Below are 22,045 nucleotides of genomic sequence, written 5' to 3'. Positions count from 1 at the left end.
ATCAGCTCCTGATTCGTTCCATGGGGATATTGCCCCGTCTTTCATAGGGGCGAATATCAAGCCTGGATAGTATGGGTAGTTGAGCCGCTCGTCCGTTCGTTTTCGTACATAAAGGCGGAAGCGGAGAGCGGCAGCGCCCACTCGTACGATCAGCGACCGTTGAATGGATCGGAAAGCTTCGGGGGAGAAGTCAGGCTTATTTTATCAAGTCCAGAGTGCATCCATCACAAGGAGAATGCGCAGTCCGCTCCCGGCAATGACGGAGGGTGAACGATGGATTGCACCTTTTCGAATGTTCTCCTGCCACAACGAGCCCTTCAAGAGCAAGACGTCGAATGGTGAGGCTGCCTCAACCGTGGTTCTGGCATCGAACAAGCCAGACGCATCATCGGCAAGACCCAGCGATCCTTGCCCGAGCTTGCTACGATCAACCCACTTGTCGTCTATCCATTCTGTTCCCTGTCCACGATAGGTGCAAATGAGACGGATGCCTGTGCGATCCACGTGAAAACGTGGGCACATGGCTTTGCTGGAAACTTCCAGGCGTAGGGCGATTTCATCGCAACCAAGAAGCTCAGAGTAAATATCAGTAATAAGCGAAATATCCTGAGCCATCGCTCGTCGGCCCGGAAGGTCTGGCAAGAAATCAAGCTCCAGGCTCTCCCCAGCCTGAATAACGGTACGAAAACCATTTCTTAAATGGCTATCTACCGGCGTCTGCTGCAAGTAAGCCTCCATACCAGGATCAGCCTGCCGCCGCCACCGGACAACCTGGATAAGCGGATGAAATATCCGTATCAGTTCAACGGGCTCAGCCGTAGTGCATGCATACGGATGAGATATTTGATCTTGCGATGATGCTTGAGAAGGCTCGGCATGCTTATCCATCGCTTGAGCCAAGCTGGCCTCGCGACTATCCTGCAGCAGATTTGGACCACCCATCCCAATGCAAGCGAGTTCATCATTCATCGTCGATTGCGACACCTTCCCTGGACACTAGATTCGATAACTTCGCTCGTAACGTTCGTGACGCTCTTGTGCTTCAAGGCAGAGCGACGCCGTCGATCTCGCCAAAAGGCGCGCGATGCCGATGGGCTCCCCGGTTTCCACGCACCAGCCATACGTCCCATCCTCGATACTCAGGAGGGCGTCTTCGATTTTCTTGAGCAATTTACGCTCGCGGTCCCTCACTCGAAACTCAAGGGAAAATTTCTCCTCCATACTTGCCCGGTCGTTTGAATCCGACTCCGAAACAATAGCCTGCATCTGCTCGAGCGTGCCTTTGGCGCTGTCCAGCAACATGCGCCGCTCATCTTCCAGCCGGAAACGAAAGAATGCCAATTGTGCCGCGCACATGTACTCCCCGGACGGGACCTCGCGAATGGCGTGCTCCACGGAAGAGGAGTGCTTAGTTTTCATGACATATCATAGTTAAGCCAAGCTGGCGTGCCAACATGCGAACTTCCATTGGTTCCATCAGCCTCGTGCGGCCCATTATTTAAAAAGCTTGTTAAACGCACGCTTATAATCCAGGATTCTTTTCAAGTGCGTTTCTCCATAATGATGAATGAAGCGGAGTGTTTCCTCATGCCGTGGCTGACGAAATACGGTTAATCGCTTTTGAATGAATTCCTGAGTAAGTGGAAGCCCGCAGTCGTGCTCAACTTACTGCCGCCACTTATCGAAAGCCTGTGGAATTATCGCGCTCATATGTGTTCCACTGCCTCTTCCGCGAGCGCTGCCGCCGCAACCCACTCCGGAAACTGGTCTGGCAGCTTCTGCCAGTAATCCAGGCCCTTGCGGATTTCATAAGACCGAAGCTGGCATTCGGAAAAAGCTTTTTTTATCAAATCCCGATCCATATCGCGACCAATGAAGACGACTTCATTGATTCTGTCTCCGTATGGCTGTCGCCAGTTCTGCTCTATCGATGCACGCTCTTCGCTTCCTTCCGCTGGCCAGCGCTCTTTTGGCACCGCCGCCCACCAACGCCCCACGGGCTCCACATTGGCGATGTTGCCGCAGCGCGAATAGGAGATTGCCCATTCGGGACGGCTTGCCAGCCATATATAGCCTTTTGCCCTCAGGATCCCCCGTAGCGGACGCTCGATAAAGGCTGCAAAACGTTGGGGATGCAATGGTGCATGCAAGCGCAAGACGAAACTGACAATGCCGAATTCCTCTGTTTCCGGCGTATGTTCTCCGGCAAGCTCTTTAAACCAACCCGCCATCTTGCTGGCACGATCTAGGTCGAACCGGCCTGTATTGAGGATTTCGTTCAACGGAACATCGCCATGCCTGGCGTACGTTATTTCCGCTTCCGGATTCAAGGCCTTGATCACGCCCATGACTTCATTGAGTTGGCCTGGTGTTACCTGATCTATCTTGCTTATCACGATTACGTCCGCGAATTCGATCTGCTCCGTCAATAGGCCAGCCAAAGATCGATTGTCTTCATCACCCGCCACTTCGCCGCGCTGGGCCAGTAGATCTTCGCTGGAGAAATCCCGCAAAAGGTTCACTCCATCGACCACAGTGACCATAGTGTCTATCCGGGCGATATCGCTGAGCGAATTGCCATCCTCATCCCGGAAATCAAATGTTGCTGCGACAGGCATCGGTTCACCGATTCCGGTCGATTCGATCAGGAGATAGTCGAAACGACCCTCGGCGCAGAGCTTGCGTACTTCTGTAAGCAAATCCTCGCGCAAGGTGCAACAAATGCAGCCGTTACTCATTTCCACCAATCTTTCTTCAGTGCGCGATAAAGCAGCACCTGCGTTTTGGGCGCCTCTTTCGATGAGAGAGGCATCGATATTGACTTCACTCATGTCGTTTACGATTACCGCTACGCGCAACCCCTCGCGATTGGCCAGGACGTGATTAAGCAAGGTCGTCTTGCCTGCGCCGAGAAATCCCGAGAGTACCGTCACCGGCAAACGTTTTTCCACTGTTGTCATTACAATCTCACTCATCATGGTTGGCACGCCGATGAAACTCTGTCGCTCTTGTCCGGGGCCTGCGCGCTGCCCACGTCACAAAGAACAGGCCTGCGAGAAGCATGGCGTAGGTGCTTGGTTCCGGAATCGGCGAAACAGCAAAATCCAGATGGAAAGTACCCGAATCCTTAATGGACGAGCCTGTTTCCGTATTCAGCAGCTCAAAAGTCGCAGAATAGATGCCGCCAGGAGCGGATGCGTCGACCCAGTAGATCGGCTTGAACTCGAAGTTATTACTCATGCCCAGGTTGAATACATCACCGGTGCCATAGATATCCTTTGTCGCTTCGGTTCCCACATGCAACCCCTCCGTGCTCTCAACAAGCCTGAGGCCAAGCTCCACATTGTTCAACGGTCCCGACCAGCGATTACTGCTGCTCTGAAACAGGATGTCCTCCATGCTTCCCGAAGCGTGACCCGAGAGAGATTGGATCGACGCAATGCCGAGATGGCTGTATTCCGAACTTCCAACGGTGCTGCGCAATGTTCCATCGTAGAGTCCGCTGCCCATTTCAAGTGGCAAGGGACTTTCGAGGGAGGAAATTTCCGGAACACGATTGTTCGCATTGGTAGGCAGTACATCGGGGGCAGATGCCTGCCCGCTGTAGCTGTAGGCGCCGATACCGTGAAAATGCTCGCCGTGATCGAGCAATAGAGTGAGATGGTCCGCGTTGGGATTGGGCAACCCGGCATAAGTGCCTGAAGCGATAGTTGCTAGCCCATCGTAACCGATGTAGAAGCCGATACCTTCATCATGCCGTGATGATGCCGAGACATTGAAGGAAACCATCATAACCGCCCAGCCAGCCAAGCCGACATATAACGCGTTCGAAAGCATACTTTCTCCATGTGTAGGTGTAAGATAAAATTGTAGTCGTGTCATTGCCAATGCATAAGCCGAGCTTATACCGGGGAATCGCGCTATTGATAATAGTTTATCAATAGCATATGGTCAAGGCTGATTATTGCTCAAGGGATTTTTCGGCGGCGTTAAACTCAGGCATTCAACCTCTACCGCCACTTATATTTCTTTTTATCGGGATAAGATGCATGGAGCGTAATACCCGGCAGCGCAATGCCATTCTTGGTGTGATTACAGAAGTCGGGCGGCCACTTTCGACACAGGAAATTCTAGTAGAGGGGCAGGCCGTCGTGCCGTCGCTGAGTATTGCGACGGTTTACCGGACGCTGAAGGATTTGATCACCGAAGGCTGGATCGTGCCGGTAAAACTTCCCGGCGAGGCGGACCGCTACGAGCTTACAAGGCTAGGGAAGCATTACCACTTCAAGTGCAGTTCATGCAGCAAGGTTTTTGATATCCATGAGAGGATCAAGAATAACAATCTTCCGGCGCCCGCCGATTTCATCGTCGAGAGTTATGATCTTATTCTTTATGGTCGCTGTAGCGAGTGCGTTCCGAAGTCTGGAGGTACAGAGCCAGAGGCAGCAAAACACTTGATTTAAAGGGTGGCGGGCCTTTTAATGAGCAGGACACGCATCTTTTTTCGACCGTCTTGCGCTGGAACAGTTATATCTTTCGCAACCCTTGACTACGGGTGCGAAAGGTAAGATTCCGGGTACCCAAGTTTCCGGAACTCATTCTGCCTCCCGGAACTCATTCTGCCGCTTCGAAGTGATTCTGATTCCTCAAGTGTTCCAGTTCGTCGATGGCTCTGTCCAGAATATCCGTATCAACGCCACTTTCGATTCTTACAGTGTTGAGCGGCTCGAAATATACATTCGCGATATCATCGCTGGTGATAACCAGAAAAGGTTTTGTTCCACGGCCTCCGCCGCCTATGTCGAGAGGAATCGATGTTGGGGAATGTGTGGCGCCGCTCGCGGTTATCTCTATTGCCGAAGTATTTGCATCATGCAGGACGATATAACTGATCGTGCCGTCTGCCTTCGCAAAAAAATCCTGCACTATCCCATCATAGAAAACGACATTATTCGAATTCTGGGTACGGGATAAAACGTGTGCCCGCACGAGTTCGGATGCCTTCTTTTTTCTTCCTCTCTCCAGCATGAACAAATACCGGTGGCGCGTGAATCCGCGAAGATGGCCGTTTTCAATCAGCTTACCGGCCCCGAACCCGGTCACACCCGTTAGGGAGCCCGTCGCCAGGAAGTAGAAGAGAATCCACGCAACGTACCGGTCAAGCATGTGCTGGAATACGTGAGGGCCAGCACCCGATTGCGTGAAGGCGTCGATGCGGAGCAGGGCGGAAAGCTCATCGAAATCGACACAGGGCGGTTCCAAAAAGAAATTTGGGCTCGTGCAAAGCTTTGTGTTGATGATTAAATAGGCAAACGCATGCACAAAGAAGCTGATGACGACGACACCAGCCAGTTGTGCCAGCGGACTGGCGGGGGATACTTCTCGCGTGACCTGGTTCGGGGCGTAAAGTCCCCAGAAAAAGGCAAATCCGGGCAGCAGCAGGACAACGATTACAACTGTTGCCCAGGCAATGGACATGAGTGGTCAGGAATGGGGGAATTGTTGAATAAGCTTCGGCGCGCAGCGCGCCCCGGGCTCGTTCAAAGTTTTAAGCAGTCGCTGCCTGGGAAATGGAAGAAGCGGGTTCGCGGCTTTGGCGATTACGTAGTTCTTCAATTTCTCTGATAGCCGTTCTCAGGTCGACGGAAGATCTATGCGGGTTGGAAAGAACCTCAATTACAATCCCCGAGTTACCGCCCGCAAGACGAACCAGTTTGTCATATAGAATTCTGTCTTTTTCTTTAAGAACCCGCATTGCCGCTGCCTCTCATCCTGATTTTCTCCATAAAGAAAGATAGCTAACTTATTAGCATATTATCTAATTGGTGTCAAGAAAATCAAGGAGACGACTGCAGCATAAGCCATGATACAGGCGAGAGATGAGCCAACCGATGCGGCAGCACGATGTTGCAGATTCAATGTTGCAATATCGTTGTCAGACTAACGCAGACTAAGCGCAGATTAACGAGTAGGCTATCAATCTCAATCACTGGTCATCCGGTGTAACGTACCTAACCGCGTTCGGTATCTAACCGCGTTCGCAGCATTTCAACTTCATCCAGCAGCTGCAGAGCCAGTGCTACGCCGGCAAGGTTGACGCCAAGATCGTGCTGCAGCCGCAGCGCCACTCTGGCGCGGCGCATTTGCGTGCCCGTAAAGCGCCAGCGCTGAGGCTCATGCTCTTCCGCCGCTTCCGGGGTGAGCAAGCCTTCGTCTACCAATTCGATGATATAGCCGGTTTGTACGGCACAGGCGCGGCTAAGCTCGGACAGCGTCAGGGCGTTTTGCTCATCGATAACGATTGCGCTGAGCTCAGCCTGCGCCTCGGGGAGTCTTCCAGGCCGGATATCCGGCCCTCTGTTTTCCTCCATCATGGTGGCACTCCAAGTTTGGCCCGGGGATTGAAAGACTTGAACTGCTCGGCCATGTTCCGGTAGAACGACCTGGCCGTTTCATCGGTGGCTGGCGGCGATACGATACGCAATACGACATAGAAATCGCCCGGCGTTTTGCCGGGGATGCCGCGTCCCTTCAAACGCAACTTGCTCCCTGTCGCTGAACCCGGAGGTATCTTGAGTTCAATTGTTCCGCCGGGTGTAGGTACTTTCACGGTGGCGCCCAAGGCGGTTTCCCATGGCGCAACCGGCAGATCGAGATAGACGTCGTTGTCCTCCACCCTATAGTAGGGGTGCGGGCGAAATTCAACTTCAAGATACAGATCCCCGCGTTTGCCTTGTCCCTGGCCCAATGCGCCCTGTCCCGCAAGGCGAATATACTGCTTGGGTCGAATACCACTCGGGATGACGACGTTGAGCTTGTGTTCGCGCGTCGATACACGTCCCTGACCGTCGACTTCGGGTACTTGCAAAGAGATGGTGCGGGTGGCGCCCGTGTAGGAATCCTCCAGATCGATCATTACTTTTGCATAGTGATCCTCGCCCGGAGCGTGATGAGATGGGCTTCGGCCAGCGCCCGGCGCGCTGCCGGACCGGTTGTCCTGTGAGTGAAAGCCCCGGCCGAACAATGATTCGAAAAAATCGCTGAACTGCGAAGCGTCCCCCCCGGTAAACCCCTGCTGGGAAAATTCGAAACCGGCATTCCAGCCCGGCGGCGGCCGGAACTCCTGGTTTGCTTTCCAGTTCGTGCCGAGTTGGTCGTATGCAACCCGTTTTTCAGGGTCCTTGAGAACTTCATAGGCTTCGCCCAACTCTTTGAAGCGAGCTTCAGCCTGTGGTTCCTTGCTTACGTCCGGATGGTACTTGCGCGCCAGCTTCCTGTACGCACGCTTGAGGTCGTCCTGCGAGGCGTCGCGTGCGACACCCATTATTTTGTAATAATCCTTGTATTCCATCGATAAGCGAGCTTCTATAAATTGCATCGTGCGGGAACATCGCCCGCTAAATCTGTTTACGCTTCACGGTCGCCGCTTTACGGACTGATTTTATACCCGATCGTGTTCTAAATTAAATGTTACGGCACACATTCTTCCTGAAGTGCCAAATGAACTGGCCAAAAGCCCTAGCCAAAACTGATACTCCTGGAACGCGAACTTTCAATATTTGAAAAATGAAAAACGATCGCACGTTCTGAAGCTGCCGCGGCAACTCCAGAACGTCAGATTATTTCCCGAGCACGAGCTTATACTCGAATCTGGGCAGCTGTCTCAGATCTGCTTTGGTTTTCCCGGGAAGAATGACCTTGGGGACGATTTGTGAGAAGTCATTCGTGGGAATCGCGACCATATAGGTGCCACGGCCCGGAAATCTACCCAGGTTAACAACGGCAAAGGTCAAAGAACCATCTTTGGTAACGATAAAGTCATCAATTTTTCCAATTTTCTGGTTAGCGTCGTTATAGACAGTTGCTTTTTTCAGCTTCGAAACGCGCCAGCCGCTCGCAATAAGACCGGACTGGACCGGGTCCCGCACGGCATCGTTGCTATCGGCAGCAGGCGTATCCATGCCGGGAGCTGTCGTAATGGCACCCGGAGCAGCAGTGGGCCCGGGAGCAGGACCCCGCATCGGCCTGCGGTCTGGTTTCACTCCGGGAGCGTTCGTCATGCCAGGAGCGGCATTGGTTCCAGGAGTATTCTTCATATCGGTGCGCGTTGTATCCGTTCCGGGAGCGGTCGTCTGCGCTGCTGCTACACCTATCAAGGAAAAGCTGCAAATTGCGGCAATAATTATTTTTCGCATACGCTTCAGGTTCATGTTGGTCTCCTATTGTTTGCCATCTAATTGCGCGGCCTTGCGGTGCGCCCACTTCCTGTACCCCGCCTGATGTCGTCCTGCGAAGCATCGCGTACAACACCCATTATTTTTTAGTAATCTTTGTATTCCAATATTGAGCAAGCTTCTATAAATTAAATCGTGCGAGAACATGCCTGGCGAAATCTTGTTTGCGCTTCACCCCATCGCTTTGGCGCCACCTGCTTCAGCGAGCTGACTTTATACCTGAGCGCGTTTTAATGTTGCGGCGCACATTCCTCCTCGCGTCGCAACTGAACTGGCCAAAACTTCCCGCTGGAATGCGGACTTCCAATGTGAAGCAGGAAAAAAGATTTCACGGCCGGGAGGCCCCGAGACAACTCCCGGACGTCATATTATTTCCCCAGGATGAGCTTATATTCGAATCTGGGCAGCTTTTCCAGATCAGCTTTGGTCTTCCCGGGAAGAATTGCCTTGGGAACGATTTGAGAGAATCTATTTACGGGAATAGCAACCAGATAATTTCCATACCCCAGGAATCGGCCCAGGTTAACAATGGCAAAAGTCAAGGAGCCATCTTTGGTAACGATAAAATCATCAATTTTTCCAACTTTCTCATTGGCGTCGTTATAAATAGTTGCTTTATTGAGTTTCGATACGCGCCAGCCAGTGGCAATGAGGCCGGACTCAGCCGCAGTGGGCGCGAGAGCGCTGTGGTAACCTTCAGCGGGCGTATTCGTTCCCGGGGCAGTCGTAATGGCGCCGGGGGCAGCAGTGGTTCCCGGAGCGCTCTTCATATCCTCGCCGGTTGTACCCGTTCCGGGAGCACTCGTCATATCTTTCTGGGCTGCCGCTATGCCGATCAAGGAAAAGCTGCAAATTGCCGCAATAATTATTTGTCGGATACGTTTCAGGTTCATGTTGATCTCCTATTGATTGATTGATTGATGTCTGCTATTTAATTGCGTGGTATCGCGGTGCGCTCACTTACCGAAGGTGGCCCGGTTCGTCATCGCGAGATGCCATTCCAAACACTTTGGCAATCTTTATATTCGTATCCGCTCACGATTAGCCGGAACTTATGAAAGTGTCTATGCTTCCCCCTCACCGTTTTGCTGGTTGGGTGTGTTACGCATGCCAGCAGCGGCGGCGTCATACCTCGGCGCCAAGCGATGATGGGATTTTTCTTCAACAGCAAAATCGATAAGCCCTGGAGGAGCACAGCCACCTGTTTTTTCGGGTTTCAGTTTTGAAGGCAAGGGCGTATACCTCTCCAATCGCGCATACACAGGGAGCATGGCGGGTAATCACAATGCATAATTTTTATCAAAGCGCAGCCTGAATCCGAAACGCAAAGAGACGTGCGTGTTTAATCACTGAGAGCGAGGATTCACAACACGGTCGATTCATGTGCGGACGTCATTTAGACGTCAATTTGTTGCGTATTTCCCTGAACAAATATAAGCGAATATCCCTCTATGAACAGTACGCCAGCGCACATAAGTTCGGGTGTATTGACGTATTCTTGCTGTATTTGTATGGTCGATCTCGCGACTATCTGGCAATGCGGGTTATGTGCGGTGGCATACAGCGAGTAAATGCAAATGCTGTATCGTAGTCGCGGCAAAGTACAGGCTAGTGGGCCATAGGCTAAACAATGCAGAGGAGGGGAAGTGATGACCAACGCTGACAGGCACCCAGGAAAGGAAGCGCCACCGGGGGAAACGAATTGCACAGAAACCGGTCTGGTAACAGAGGACGTAAAGCTTAATAAAGCGGATTCCGCGCAGCAGGGGCACGAGAAGGCAGAGGGGCAGTCTCTGCTTCCGCACGAACGGGACGAAACGACCGGCGCCGCGTCAACCGGTAATCCTAATGAAACCGAACTAGGACGTGCCGTGATGGGGCAGGCGGCGGATGACATCGAACGTGGCCTGGAGGATACCGATTGCAGGGGGATACCTTCCGATATTTTCGGCTTCGGCCACTGCTCGCTTCCTTCAGCCGCTGAAAGCAAGAATCCCGGGAAAGGCGGGGATAATCCTTCCGGCGACAAAGACAAAAAGGCCGGTAAATCCCCTTGAGTGGGCGATCGCATTAGCGTGAAAGGTTGCCGGCTCAATGTGCCGAACCGCGCGATAGGGCTGGCATGTGCGGGCAGGACGTGCTGCTGCTGCCAGGAATTTTTTCATTAATGAGGAGTGGTTGATGAAGAGAACTGAATTCACGAAAGCAGGTTTAGCCTTGACATTTCTCGCCGTATTTTCGACATGCGGATTTGCTGAGAGCGATAACCTGAGCCCGAGCACATCGTTGCCGCCGACACGGTCGCAAGGTCACGCAGAGTTTCTTTCAGGCGGTATCGGCGGGGATGAATCGGATGCTATAAAGAAGGCAGCAATTTCATGGCCACTCATGCTTGAACTGGCACAAACAAGCACACCTCGCGCTGAATATATCAGTGATGTCCCGGTAACAATTAGCGATGAATCGGGCAAGATTGTGCTGGATACGGTTGCGGAGGGTCCTTTCCTGCTGATAAAACTTCCCCCGGGAAAATATTCTCTGGCGGCCACCTACCAGTCGATAAAGCTTTACCGTCAGCTGAACATTCAGAAGGGGCAGCATGAGAAGCTTACACTGATCTGGCCTGCCATTCCGTAATAGCTCGGGCCTGTCCATTTTCGGGTTTGTCAGGCCTGCAGGCGCAACGGTTCTTCCGCTACAGCTTTCATTAGGTGCGAGACCGGTCCAACCGGTTATGAATATCCGTCGCCGCGAGCGCGGCATGCCCGACAGCCACACTGATCTGGTTCAGTTCGTCAACCACATCTCCCGCGGCGTATAAAGCAGGAACCGTCGTACGCTGATGACGATCAACAACGAGTTTCCCTTCTTTATTGCATCTGGCGCCTAATTCGGTTGCCAGCGCCGATCTCGGACTTTCGCCCAGCATGGGGTAGATGACGTCGAAATAAAGTTCTTTTCCGTCCGAGAGAGTAATCGTGGGCTTGGCCTGCCCGATGACGCGAATATCGCGGGGGTTATCCTCAATCACATCAATATTTGCCCGGCGAAGTTTTCTTCGCTCGGCCTCTTGCAGCGTCGCTTCAGAGAGGATCAAGGTCAAGGCGGGAGTATAGCTGCGCAAGAACAAGGCGTGCTTTATCCCTTTTTGCGCCGAAGAGGATAGCACCGCAATCCTTTGATCCTTTGCTTCATAGGCGTCGCAAATAGGGCACAGGCGAATGACGCCGCGCTTGACGCCGGTTATCCAGTCAGGGATGTTGCGGATTCTATCCGCTGTGCCGGTCGCCAATAATACGGTCGCTGCATGCACCGCTGTAGAAGCTCCGTTGCTTTCGACGCTGCCCGCAGTAGTCGCTTCGAATGCGTTGCCAGTTCGCTTCAGGGCTGTAACCTCGCCCGTTTCGACACTCACATTGAAATGCTCTGCCTGTTTGCGCAACAGATGCAGCAGTTGCGTGCCGGATACCCCTTCAGGAAAACCTGGGCAATTATGACTGGCGGGAATGAGTGAGGCGCGGCTGAATCCGTTATCCACGATCATAATCGTGCGGCGAAACCGCGCTAGATAGATTGCAGCCGTCAAACCAGCGGGTCCTGCGCCAATGATCAGGCAATCGACCCTATCGATGGGGCTCAGGTTCATCGTGTTTCATCGTGTTTCATCGTTTTAATCGCGAAGAATGGGGATGCATCTGAAAGGACGCCTACACAACGCGAGTTCTGCCGGCGACTGTACTCCTATTGTCTTTTCGCTTCCGTACGAAGCAACACATTAGGCGCAGCAGCCCGCTGACGGTATGTAAGCACATGGACACTTGCCAGCCAATGTCAGTAAGTCTAAGAAAAAAAATGTAATCCTGAATGCCGCCGGTTTCACCCTCAACTTCACGCTCAACTTGAAATGTTCTGCCTGCTCGCCGTGGTTGCAGCAGTTGCGCGCGGGGCAGCCTTTCAAAGCAGGCCGGGGCAACGATGACTGGTGGAAATGAGGATGTGGCTGAACCCGTTATCCATGGATCGCAATCGGGCGAAGAAATAGCTTCCCTATGTATGATGTCGCACGGAAGCCGCTGCGTGGAGAGATCAATATGGTCGTTAACCCAAAATCCCTCGATTACATTCAGGAGCAGATCTATGAAAGCACCCGATAAAACAGACAATTGTTCTACCGTCGGTGGTCCCGCCCATCAGGACGGCACGCCAGCGAATGATTTCACTGCCAAGCTTGCCGCGACGCAGGAACTGGCTGCGGCGATGCCTTACAATACCAACAAGGCGCTTGAGTACGGAGACGTTTCCGGCGTTCCGGAAAAAGGCCAGACGGTGGAGCCTGCCGATCCCGCTACGACGGGGAGCACGTTAACCGAAATGAATGGCTCCGATAAAACGGGCAGTGGCGATCCACAGCCCGGCTTCAACGCCGGCAATGAATCGCTCGATCGGGTGCGGGCCGATTCAAGTAGCCGGGTGCTGACGACCAACCAGGGTGTGCCTGTCGGCGACAATCAAAATTCCTTGAAAGCCGGCTATCGCGGTCCAGCTCTGCTGGAAGATTTCATTCTCCGGGAGAAGATCACGCATTTCGATCACGAGCGCATACCGGAACGCATCGTACATGCGCGGGGCTCGGGCGCACACGGATACTTTGAATGTTACGAGTCATTGGAAAGATATACCCGCGCTTCCCTGTTCTCGGCCGCCGGAAAGAAAACTCCTGTATTCGTGCGCTTTTCAACGGTATTTGGGGAACGCGGCTCGGCCGACACGGTGCGGGATGCACGCGGCTTCGCCGTAAAATTCTACACGGACGAAGGAAACTGGGATCTGGTGGGGAACAATATTCCCGTATTTTTTATCCAGGACGCAATGAAATTTCCTGACCTGGTGCACGCCTCCAAGCCTGAGCCTCATTTCGCCATGCCGCAAGCTTCAACCGCGCACGATACCTTCTGGGACTTTGTTTCCCTTATGCCGGAATCCATGCACATGCTGATGTGGGCGATGTCGGATCGCGGGATACCGCGCAGCTTTCGCATGATGCAAGGTTTCGGCGTTCATACCTTCCGGCTGGTGGCAGCCGATGGCACATCAAACTTTGTGAAGTTTCATTGGCAACCGCTTGCCGGGACCCACTCGCTTGAATGGGACGAGGCGGTTAAAATCTCCGGTGCCGATCCCGACTTCCACCGCCGCGACCTGTGGGAAGCGATCGAGTGCGGAGCCTACCCGGAATATGAGCTTGGCATGCAAATTTTTACTGAAGCGCAAGCCGCCGAATTCAGCTTCGATGTGCTGGACGCGACGAAAATAGTCCCGGAAGAGCTCGTGCCGGTTATGCCTGTCGGCAAAATGACACTCAACCGGAACCCGGATAATTTCTTTGCGGAAACAGAGCAGGTTGCCTTTTGCGCGGCGCATATCGTGCCTGGGCTGGATTTCAGTAGTGACCCGCTGCTGGCAGGCCGCATTCACTCTTACGTCGATACCCAGATATCGCGCCTGGGCGGGCCGAATTTCCACGAAATACCCATCAATTCTCCGGTGGCGCAAGCGCATAACAACCAGCGGGATGGAATGCATCGCCAGGCTATCAACCGAGGCCGTGTTGCCTATGAGCCGAATTCGCTGGGAGGAGGGTGTCCATTCCAGGCCGGCGCAGCCGGTTTCACCTCATTTCGCGAACCGGTGGAGGGGGATAAGGTGCGTGGGAAGCCGGAGCGGTTCGCCGATCACTATACCCAGGCAACATTATTCTGGAACAGCCAGGCCCCCATCGAAAAAGCCCATATCATCAACGCGTTTCGTTTCGAGCTGACGCGGGTGCAAACACCCGCGATACGGGAACGCATGGTTTCGCTGCTCGTCAATGTTGCAGAAGATCTGGCGGAAAGTGTCGCCGATGGACTTGGCATGCGTGTTCCGCCTGCTCAACCGAGGGCAACGCAAAATCCACCTGTGCCGGAAGTGATGTCGTCGCCCGCGCTTTCGCTTTTTGCCCGGCCGGGCGAGAGTAGCATCCGCACACGCAGAATCGCAATTCTGGTCGCGGATGGGGTAGATGGGAAGTCCGCAGCGGCGTTATACGCCGGGCTCTCGAGCGAGCAGGCCGTGCCGCGTTTTGTGGGTGCCCGCCTCGGCGCCGTACAAGCCGGCGATAGTGATGCGATCGAAGTCGACGCCACCTTTGAAACAATGCCATCTGTTCTTTTTGATGCCCTTGTAGTGCCCGGTTTCCGCGAAGGTAGCAAGGTTCTGGCGCATTCCGCGGAGGCTACCCAATTCATCAAGGACCAGTATCGCCACTGCAAGCCCATCCTGGTACTGGGAAATGGCAGGAGCATGATCGAAAGCGCAGGTGTAAAATTGACGCTCCCTTCCGGCGAGCTCGATCCTGGAATACTTTATTTTCAGGATGGCAACCTTGACGATATCCTGCCGCAGTTCATTGAAGCGATTGCCGCGCACCGCCATTTTGAAAGGGAAATCGAGCCGCCTCTGTCAACGTAACTCGGTGAACGTAACTTTATCAATGTAACTCAGTCCATGTAATGAACCCGCAGTTACGGGCGGCCGGTGCGCCGGCCTGCCCGTTGCGTATCAAGGATGGAATAATTCTTTCGCGGATGAAAAAGGTGTAACTTCACTTCCGCGATGCGTCGGGACGGCAACAAAGTGTATGCGCCGGCGATTTTACAGCGCGTACCTGGGACCGTTCCGGACGCTCTGCTTTGTCTTGTCGGGCTGCCTCGCCAGCTGCGGCACAAGCATCTCCCTCATCTGTACACGGTGTCTTTGCCCATGTTCTTCCAAATGAATTCAGTTGCCGCCTTGCTGGTGGCGCTCGTTTTATCGTTGGTTAGCCCCTTCTTCAACACGGTACTCGCGGATGAACAGGTTCGTCAACCCGGCGCCGAGCCCGCACAACTCGCCCCGGCACAACCCGCGCCAGCACAGCTGACCCCGGCACAAGCGAAGCGTACGCTTGCCATTCTTCAGGATGACAGGAAACGAGCAGAGCTCGAAGAAACCTTGAGCGCAATAGCCCAAGCCACGGGCGGAGTACCGCTCGATGTAACCATGCCCGCTGCAACTGCTACGCCTGTAGAGCCTGCCGAACCGGCGGTGGAAAAAAAAGCACTGCCTATAGAACTGGCGAAAGGCGGCCTGATTGCCCAGGTGTTTGACCTGTTGGCAAAACGCGTGGATGCCGTTGTTGATCAACTGCGATCCACTACGCGCATGCTGTTTCAGATCAGGACCGTGGGCGACTGGTGGGAGTATAACCTGGGTGTACCGGAGCGCCGCGCGGTGGTGCTCGATGCACTGGCGGAAACAGCCCTTACACTGGCTGGAGCGCTTCTCGCGTTTTGGCTGCTGGCGTTCGCGCTCCGTCGTCCTCGCAAGCTGGTCGAGGATCGCGCGGCTGCCCGTCAGGCCTTCAGGCAGCCGGCCGTTGCACAACCGAAAGGGGAAGCGGTCCCTGGTCCGGCTTCCCCGAGTGAACAAACTGTTGAGTCCAGGCAAAAGGTCCCCGCCGCTGATCGCCACTGGAGCCTTCTGCGCCGCCTGCCGTTTGCAGTCGCGCACTGGGTACTGGAATTGCTTCCGCTGGCTGCTTTTGTTGCTGTCTCCATCGTATTGCTCAATGCGTTCGGGGGCCGATCCACTCCGTTTTACAGTGCTACAATCTTGATAGTCGGCGCGTTCGCCACTACGCGAATAGCGTTGAGCGTGGTTCATCTCATGGCCTCACCGCTCGGGCAGCGTCTTCGGCTCATGCACATCAGCGATGGCGCAGCGGATTTCCTCAATCGCTGGCTACGGCGAATTGTCGTGGTCGCGGTATTTGGCACCGCCATTGCCGATATCGCCCTGCAAACCGGCGCGACCTCCGATACGCATCTTGCGCTTTCCCGGTTGGTCGGCCTGGCTGTTCATGTGATGTTGCTGATCATGGTCTTCCGCAGCCGGAAAGCCACGGCGGCGGCTATCCGTGGTACCGCTTCAGATAGCCAGGACTTGTTGGGAATTCGCGGGATGCTGGCCGATAGCTGGTCGTTTGTCGCGACATTCGTTATCGTCGCCATGTGGTTACTGTGGTCGGCAGGGGCGGAGAACGGTTTTCAGCACGTGCTTCAAGTCTTTGCCTGGTCCGCGGCGGTAATCGTTTGCGCGAGTCTGGTGTCAATTTTTGTTCTGGGCGCGATTGACCGCGCATTCATCGAAAATATAGAAAACAAACGGGCGCAGCTGGGCCAATCCGACCAGCCTGCGGTTACGCTGCCCGAGTCCGCCGCAAAAAACACTTACCACCTGCTGGTGTATCGCGCGGTCTCCACGTTGATCGGCATCGTCGCGTTCATTGCGTTGCTGCAAGTGTGGGGAGTGGATACCCTTTCCTGGTTTGAAAGCGGGTCAGTAGGGCGCCGCCTTGCTTCTGCTGTCGCCACGATCGCCGTTACCTGCATGATGGCGTTCATGGCGTGGGAAGCGCTCAACAGAGCGATGTGCCAGCGCATCGACCAGTGGACGGAGGTTGGGGATGCTGCGCGGGCCGCACGTCTTCGCACTTTAGTGCCCATGTTGCGGGCCACCGTGTTCTTTATCATTGGGCTGATCGTGCTGCTCGCAGCGCTAAACCAGCTAGGCATTACCATTGCGCCGCTGCTGGCGGGCGCCAGCATTATCGGTGTCGCATTGGGCTTCGGCTCCCAGAAGCTGGTGCAGGATTTCATTACCGGCCTCTTCCTTCTGATGGAAAACGCCATTCAGGTTGGCGACTTCATCACGGTGGCGGATGTGTCGGGGTCGGTCGAGCACCTGTCGATACGTACCGTGCGTCTACGTGCTTCCGATGGCGCGTTGCATGTGGTGCCGTTCAGCTCCGTTTCAACCGTCACCAATGTCAATCGCGGCATTGGCAACGCCTCCGTCAGAGTCAGCGTAACGCCCGACTCGGATGTAGACAAGGTTCTTGAGGCGATCACGAGCGTGGGCGAAGAGATGCGGGCCGATCCAAGATTTAAGGATCTGATCCTCGCGGATGTGGATATCTGGGGGGTGGATCAGGTCGATGGCTCAATGATTACCATCCTTGGGCAAATACGCACGATGGATAGAGGCCGATGGCCAGTGCAGCGCGGCTTTAACCGGCTCATCCTGCAGCGCTTCCGCGAACGGGGCATCCAGTTTGCCAATCCCCAGAAAAGGCAAGTGGTGGCGCAATTGCCCGGATCTTCCCCAACACCTCCGCCGGAAGCCGAGGCAGGGACCGGCACGGCCGTTATTGCAGCGCATCAGGGCGAGAGTCCGGAAACCAGGTGAAGGAGGCTACAAACGGCACGGTACAGGCCCAGCCCGAGTCGGTAATATTCCTGTCTCTATAAATTGCTTTCACCATTGACAGGCTGTCATTCCGGCGTATGTGCGCGGCCGAACAGCAGTTTCACGTCTTCGGGGGTAGCATGGTGGAGGCAGTTATGATCTTACGAGCCAATTATCAGTATCAAATCAGGTGAGCAATATGAGAAAAAAACAGGAATCGCAAGGCTTTCTCAAACGCGCAGTGACCTCGGGAACCATAAGTGGATTGGCAACCGCGACCGCTGCACTAGTGGAAGGAAAGCGTGAAACGGGCTCATATTACGCGCCCCTGAACGCGACGAGTCATATCATATGGGGAGATGAAGCGGCGCTTCAGGATAGCCCTTCACTAAAATATACGCTTACCGGTTTTTTGCTGAACCATGCTTCGGCAATATTCTGGGCATTGTTTTATGAAAAGTTATTTGGCCGACACTCTGCAGAGCATGGCCGCGCCCGCGCCTGCAGCCGCACGGCGCCGGCATCGTTGGCGGAGCCTATCCTCGGGGCAGCGGCGGTGACAACGGCCGCCTATGTAATCGATTATCACCTTATCCCTAAACGTTTCACGCCTGGGTTCGAAAAACGCCTTTCCCCAAAATCACTCGCTACCATCTTTGCCACGCTTGCCATAGGGCTTGCCGCGCGTGACCTGATCGGGGTGGTACGAGAGAAGCGCGAGTAAGCGCGGGACGTCGATGCGCCGGTTCCCCGTTCCAATGCTCATCCTCGATTCCCGGCCTTCGTCCTTCCCTTTTTTGTGCCTGCCGCCAGGAATCGCACGGCTTGCAGGTCACCTTTGCTGCCCGACGTGTCTCTTCCGGTTTTCCTTCCCGCAGATGATGACAGATACGACAGATTTGATAGAATTCTGGGCTCGCAGGCTCGACACGCACGTGTTTAATCCAGCACGGGAGCGTATCGAGAGAGAGGAAAATAAAAGAAAATAAGGGGAATATGACAAAAAATTATCTGGTCTGGGTTTTATGCTTTCTGCTTACTGCTTGTGCTTCCACTACCAAGCTGGCTGGCAAAAACGAGGCCGATATCAGGACTATAAGCTTCGATAGTGCTGTCAAAGTGCCTCCCAAAGCCTATTACCATGGGCCGGCGCAATCTGCAGGCTTGGCGTTTGGGGTGATAGGGGTGCTTCTTACGGAGGCGATCAAGACTAATGATCAGCTCATAACGGATTATATGAAGAGTAATGGGATCGATATCGGCAATATTGTTCTTGAGGAATTCCAGAGCCAGGTAAAAAAACACCCGAAGTTTCTCGATAAGCAATTTACTACTGCCGCCACCGATGCGGATGGCAGATTTGAAGTCGAGGTAAAAGTCTACGGTATAACCCAAACGCATGGATTCTCGAGTGAGTATCGACCCATACTGGGAGTCACCGGCAGGTTGATGTCAGCAAAAGGCGAGAAACTGTGGGAGCGATATGATTACCTTCCTGCCAGGAATGACAGCCTGCCGGGCCGATCATTTGAAGAGTACCTCGAAGACCCCGGGAATATGATGGAGACATATGAAAAAAATGTCGGAGGGCGTCGTTTCGTTATTGATGGAAAACCTGTAGGATTTTTCCAGTGGCAAGAGGCAAGTGGCGGCAGGAAACTTGACCGGCTTAACGCTTGCTGGTTTTAGAATGTAGCCGCCTAAGTACTAATTGTTGCTGAAGTCGTTGCTAAAGTCGCGGAAGCCATATGACAATGGATCACTTATCCAGATAAAACTAGAGGGCCGATATGAAATTAGAATCGCTGGCATTGCACTATGGGTATGAATCCGAAGCGACGACGAAAGCGGCGGCGGTTCCCATATATCAGACAACTTCCTACACCTTCGACAATACCCAGCATGGTGCCGACCTGTTCGACCTGAAGGTGGCGGGGAATATTTATACGCGCATCATGAACCCCACCACCGATGTGCTGGAAAAGCGCATCGCGGAGATGGAGGGTGGGGTCGGCGCGCTAGCCGTGGCTTCCGGCATGGCGGCGATCACTTATGCCATCCAGTGCATTACGAGCGCTGGCGACAATATCATCAGCACTGCCCAGCTCTATGGCGGCACTTACAACTTGTTTGCCCACACGTTTCCGCGGCAAGGCATAGAGGTGCGCATGGTCTCGCATGATGACTATGGCGCGGTGGAGAAACAGATAGATGACCATACCAGGGCGATTTTTTGCGAATCGATCGGGAATCCCGCGGGTAATGTCGTCGATATTGAAAAATTGGCTGATATCGCGCACAAGCATGGCTTACCGCTCATTGTGGACAGCACCGTTTCCACGCCTTACTTATGCCAGCCTTTCAAGTTTGGCGGCGATATCGTCGTACACTCCCTCACGAAATACATCGGTGGCCATGGCACGACAGTAGGGGGCGCGATAGTCGATTCAGGGAAGTTCGACTGGGTGGAGCACAAAGCGCGTTTCCGGCTTTTGAACGAGCCCGACCCGTCCTATCATGGGGTCGTGTATACCGAGGCTTTCGAAAACGCAGCGTACATTGGGAGGTGCCGGGTGGTGCCGCTACGCAACACCGGTGCGGCACTGTCGCCGCACAGCGCTTTCCTGCTACTGCAAGGGCTGGAAACGCTGGGCCTGAGAATGGATCGGCACTGCGAAAACGCATTGAAGGTCGCGCAATTCCTTGAGCAGCATCCAAAAGTGGAGTGGGTCAACTACGCGGCATTGCCAAGCAACCGGTATCATGACCTGTGTAATCGGTTAAGCAAGGGAAAAGCGTCCGGCCTGCTGAGTTTCGGGATCAGGGGCGGGGCTGCCGCCGGCGCGCAGTTCATCGATGCGCTGAAGATGATTTTGCGCCTGGTCAATATCGGCGATGCGAAATCGCTTGCTTGCCACCCCGCATCCACCACCCATCGCCAGCTCAATCCGGAAGAGTTGAAAAAAGCCGGGGTTTCTGAAGGCCTGGTCCGAATATCCGTGGGTATCGAGCACATCGAGGACATTATCGCGGATATATCCCAGGCGCTGGATGCAGCGGATTGAAACGCTTGGGCACTCGCTTGTAGCTTTTCTGGATCCAAGGAGGCTGACGATGAAGAAAACCGGTTTTGCGGCAGATGTTTGCTTCAAGATGCGGGCGCTGGTGGTTGCGCTCTTGATAGTTGGGACGCCATCGGCTGAAGCCCAGGAGGCATCGTTGGAAGCGCAAATTCGCGAACGCTCGGCGGCAGTCGAAAAGCAACTGATCGATTGGCGTCGCGACATACACCAGCACCCGGAACTTGGAGACCAGGAGCAGCGCACATCCCGACTTGTCGCAGAGCACCTGAAGCGTCTGGGTCTGGATGTCCGGACCGGAGTGGGCAGAACAGGCGTCGTCGGCATTCTGAAGGGCGCAAAACCGGGACCGGTCGTAGGACTGCGCGCCGACATGGATGCACTGCCTGTCACGGAGCCTGAGGGACTGCCTTTCGCCTCCAGGGCGAGGGCAGCTTATCACGGCGACGAGGTGGGGGTCATGCATGCGTGCGGCCACGATGCACACACGGCGATGCTGATGGCGACAGCCCAGGTCCTTGCAGGCATGAAGGAGCAATTGCCGGGAACGGTGATGTTCATTTTTCAGCCGGCCGAGGAAGGCTCCAGCATCGTCATGCCCGGCGAAGGCAAAAGCTGGGGGGCAAAGCTGATGCTGGAGGAGGGACTCTTCAAGAACGTTAAGCCGGATGCCATCTTTGCGGTTCATGTCATGCCGGGGCCATCTGGCGAGATCAGTTGGCGCACGGGCGCGACCACAGCAAGTGGCGACATGCTCAAGATCAGCGTCCACGGCCGTCAGGGCCACGGTGGCATGCCGTGGAATACGATCGATCCGATCGTCACGTCAGGGCAAGTGCTTGCAGGTTTGCAGACCGTCGTCAGTCGGCGGGCGAATCTGGCATTGTCCCCCGCAATCGTGACGATCGGCATGATCAAAGGCGGGAGCGGGCCGAACATCATCCCGGATCGCGTCGACATGTCGGGCACTATCCGGGCCTACGATCAAAGCGTTCGCGACCAGGTCGGCCGGGATGTGAAGCTGAGCGCCGAGCACATTGCCGAGAGCGCCGGAGCGAAGGCTGAGGTTGCGGTCATACCCATCTACGCAACCACGGTCAACGACACTGCGTTGGCTGCAAAGATGGAGCCGATCATTCGCAAGGCTGCCGACGGCAAGGTTGCCGTTGCGCGGTTGACCGGGGCATCCGAAGATTTCTCCTATCTGGCGCAAGGGGCTCCTGGCTTGTATCTCTTTCTGGGCATCACGCCCGAAGGTCAGGATCCTTTAAAGGCGGCGCCAAACCACAGTCCGAATTTCTTCGTCGATGAGCGGGCGCTCGTGGTTGGTACGCGAACCATGGCACTGATGACGGCCGCCTTTTTGACGGGCCAGGTTGTGGACGTTTCGAAGTAACCGAGACC

The 22,045-nt window shown here is 54.5% G+C and carries 21 protein-coding genes; 9 read left to right on the top strand and 12 right to left on the bottom strand.

The annotated features are described in order from the left end of the window. Positions 1–204: 204 nt before the first annotated feature. The 4 genes from BUA28_RS08310 to BUA28_RS08290 all read right to left on the bottom strand — a co-directional run bounded on the left by BUA28_RS08310 (position 205) and on the right by BUA28_RS08290 (position 3,837). Positions 205–969, bottom strand: coding sequence for a DUF1826 domain-containing protein (locus BUA28_RS08310; protein ID WP_218124742.1), 765 nt, complete (start codon positions 967–969; stop codon positions 205–207). A 27-nt stretch (positions 970–996) separates the two neighbouring features. Then, the gene (gene dksA, locus BUA28_RS08305; protein ID WP_072767641.1) at positions 997–1,419 is read right to left on the bottom strand and encodes an RNA polymerase-binding protein DksA; all 423 of its coding nucleotides are present in this window, start codon (positions 1,417–1,419) and stop codon (positions 997–999) included. 287 nt (positions 1,420–1,706) lie between these two features. Further along, positions 1,707–2,978, bottom strand: a complete 1,272-nt coding sequence (locus BUA28_RS08295; RefSeq protein WP_371915210.1) for a GTP-binding protein — start codon at positions 2,976–2,978, stop codon at positions 1,707–1,709. After that, complete coding sequence (locus BUA28_RS08290; RefSeq protein ID WP_072767639.1) at positions 2,968–3,837, bottom strand: all3515 family Zur-repressed PEP-CTERM protein; 870 nt, start codon at positions 3,835–3,837, stop codon at positions 2,968–2,970. The genes BUA28_RS08295 and BUA28_RS08290 overlap by 11 nt, the downstream gene beginning before the upstream one ends. A gap of 212 nt (positions 3,838–4,049) precedes the next feature. Here BUA28_RS08290 and BUA28_RS08285 point away from each other — a divergent pair, with 212 nt between their 5' ends. Next, positions 4,050–4,463 carry a Fur family transcriptional regulator gene (locus BUA28_RS08285; RefSeq protein WP_072767638.1) on the top strand — a complete coding sequence of 138 codons (414 nt, stop codon included), beginning with the start codon at positions 4,050–4,052 and terminating at the stop codon, positions 4,461–4,463. A gap of 151 nt (positions 4,464–4,614) precedes the next feature. On the opposite strand, the gene BUA28_RS08280 is transcribed toward BUA28_RS08285, so the two are convergent. From BUA28_RS08280 to BUA28_RS15890, 7 genes are all read right to left on the bottom strand, one after another. Continuing rightward, positions 4,615–5,478 carry a hypothetical protein gene (locus BUA28_RS08280; RefSeq protein ID WP_072767637.1) on the bottom strand — a complete coding sequence of 288 codons (864 nt, stop codon included), beginning with the start codon at positions 5,476–5,478 and terminating at the stop codon, positions 4,615–4,617. Positions 5,479–5,548: 70 nt separating this feature from the next. Then, positions 5,549–5,755: a hypothetical protein gene (locus BUA28_RS08275; protein WP_072767636.1), complete on the bottom strand. Its 207-nt coding sequence runs from the start codon at positions 5,753–5,755 to the stop codon at positions 5,549–5,551. 256 nt (positions 5,756–6,011) lie between these two features. Then, positions 6,012–6,374 carry a chaperone modulator CbpM gene (locus BUA28_RS08270; protein ID WP_083569932.1) on the bottom strand — a complete coding sequence of 121 codons (363 nt, stop codon included), beginning with the start codon at positions 6,372–6,374 and terminating at the stop codon, positions 6,012–6,014. Further along, positions 6,371–7,351, bottom strand: coding sequence for a DnaJ C-terminal domain-containing protein (locus BUA28_RS08265; protein ID WP_072767719.1), 981 nt, complete (start codon positions 7,349–7,351; stop codon positions 6,371–6,373). Before BUA28_RS08265 ends, BUA28_RS08270 begins: the two co-directional genes overlap by 4 nt. A gap of 268 nt (positions 7,352–7,619) precedes the next feature. Next, the gene (locus tag BUA28_RS08260) at positions 7,620–8,210 is read right to left on the bottom strand and encodes a PRC-barrel domain-containing protein (RefSeq protein ID WP_072767635.1); all 591 of its coding nucleotides are present in this window, start codon (positions 8,208–8,210) and stop codon (positions 7,620–7,622) included. Positions 8,211–8,602: 392 nt separating this feature from the next. Continuing rightward, the gene (locus tag BUA28_RS08255; protein ID WP_072767634.1) at positions 8,603–9,127 is read right to left on the bottom strand and encodes a PRC-barrel domain-containing protein; all 525 of its coding nucleotides are present in this window, start codon (positions 9,125–9,127) and stop codon (positions 8,603–8,605) included. 171 nt (positions 9,128–9,298) lie between these two features. Further along, a complete protein-coding gene (locus BUA28_RS15890; protein WP_178297966.1) occupies positions 9,299–9,466 on the bottom strand; it encodes a hypothetical protein in 168 nt (55 codons plus the stop codon). A 414-nt stretch (positions 9,467–9,880) separates the two neighbouring features. Here BUA28_RS15890 and BUA28_RS08245 point away from each other — a divergent pair, with 414 nt between their 5' ends. Continuing rightward, on the top strand, positions 9,881–10,291 hold the full coding sequence (locus tag BUA28_RS08245) for a hypothetical protein (protein WP_143148474.1): 411 nt from the start codon (positions 9,881–9,883) through the stop codon (positions 10,289–10,291). 124 nt (positions 10,292–10,415) lie between these two features. Further along, positions 10,416–10,871 carry a carboxypeptidase regulatory-like domain-containing protein gene (locus tag BUA28_RS08240; RefSeq protein ID WP_083569931.1) on the top strand — a complete coding sequence of 152 codons (456 nt, stop codon included), beginning with the start codon at positions 10,416–10,418 and terminating at the stop codon, positions 10,869–10,871. Positions 10,872–10,941: 70 nt separating this feature from the next. Here BUA28_RS08240 and BUA28_RS08235 read toward each other — a convergent pair whose 3' ends face one another. Continuing rightward, a complete protein-coding gene (locus BUA28_RS08235) occupies positions 10,942–11,880 on the bottom strand; it encodes an NAD(P)/FAD-dependent oxidoreductase (protein WP_072767631.1) in 939 nt (312 codons plus the stop codon). A 491-nt stretch (positions 11,881–12,371) separates the two neighbouring features. Between BUA28_RS08235 and BUA28_RS08230 the strand changes: the two genes are divergently transcribed. The 6 genes from BUA28_RS08230 (at position 12,372) to BUA28_RS08205 (ending at position 22,037) form a co-directional block, all read left to right on the top strand. Continuing rightward, on the top strand, positions 12,372–14,744 hold the full coding sequence (locus tag BUA28_RS08230) for a catalase (RefSeq protein WP_072767630.1): 2,373 nt from the start codon (positions 12,372–12,374) through the stop codon (positions 14,742–14,744). 291 nt (positions 14,745–15,035) lie between these two features. Then, entirely contained in the window at positions 15,036–17,561 is a 2,526-nt protein-coding gene (locus tag BUA28_RS08225) for a mechanosensitive ion channel domain-containing protein (protein WP_178297964.1), read from the top strand. 199 nt (positions 17,562–17,760) lie between these two features. Continuing rightward, entirely contained in the window at positions 17,761–18,285 is a 525-nt protein-coding gene (locus BUA28_RS08220) for a hypothetical protein (protein WP_072767628.1), read from the top strand. Between the two features lie 272 nt (positions 18,286–18,557). Then, positions 18,558–19,250, top strand: coding sequence for a hypothetical protein (locus tag BUA28_RS08215; RefSeq protein ID WP_072767627.1), 693 nt, complete (start codon positions 18,558–18,560; stop codon positions 19,248–19,250). A gap of 101 nt (positions 19,251–19,351) precedes the next feature. After that, positions 19,352–20,626, top strand: a complete 1,275-nt coding sequence (locus BUA28_RS08210) for an O-acetylhomoserine aminocarboxypropyltransferase/cysteine synthase family protein (protein WP_072767626.1) — start codon at positions 19,352–19,354, stop codon at positions 20,624–20,626. 49 nt (positions 20,627–20,675) lie between these two features. Continuing rightward, complete coding sequence (locus BUA28_RS08205) at positions 20,676–22,037, top strand: amidohydrolase (RefSeq protein ID WP_072767717.1); 1,362 nt, start codon at positions 20,676–20,678, stop codon at positions 22,035–22,037. Positions 22,038–22,045: the final 8 nt, after the last annotated feature.

The sequence above is a fragment of the Nitrosospira sp. Nsp11 genome (assembly GCF_900142705.1).
GTDB lineage: Bacteria > Pseudomonadota > Gammaproteobacteria > Burkholderiales > Nitrosomonadaceae > Nitrosospira.
This window is presented reverse-complemented; position numbering and strand designations above follow the sequence as displayed.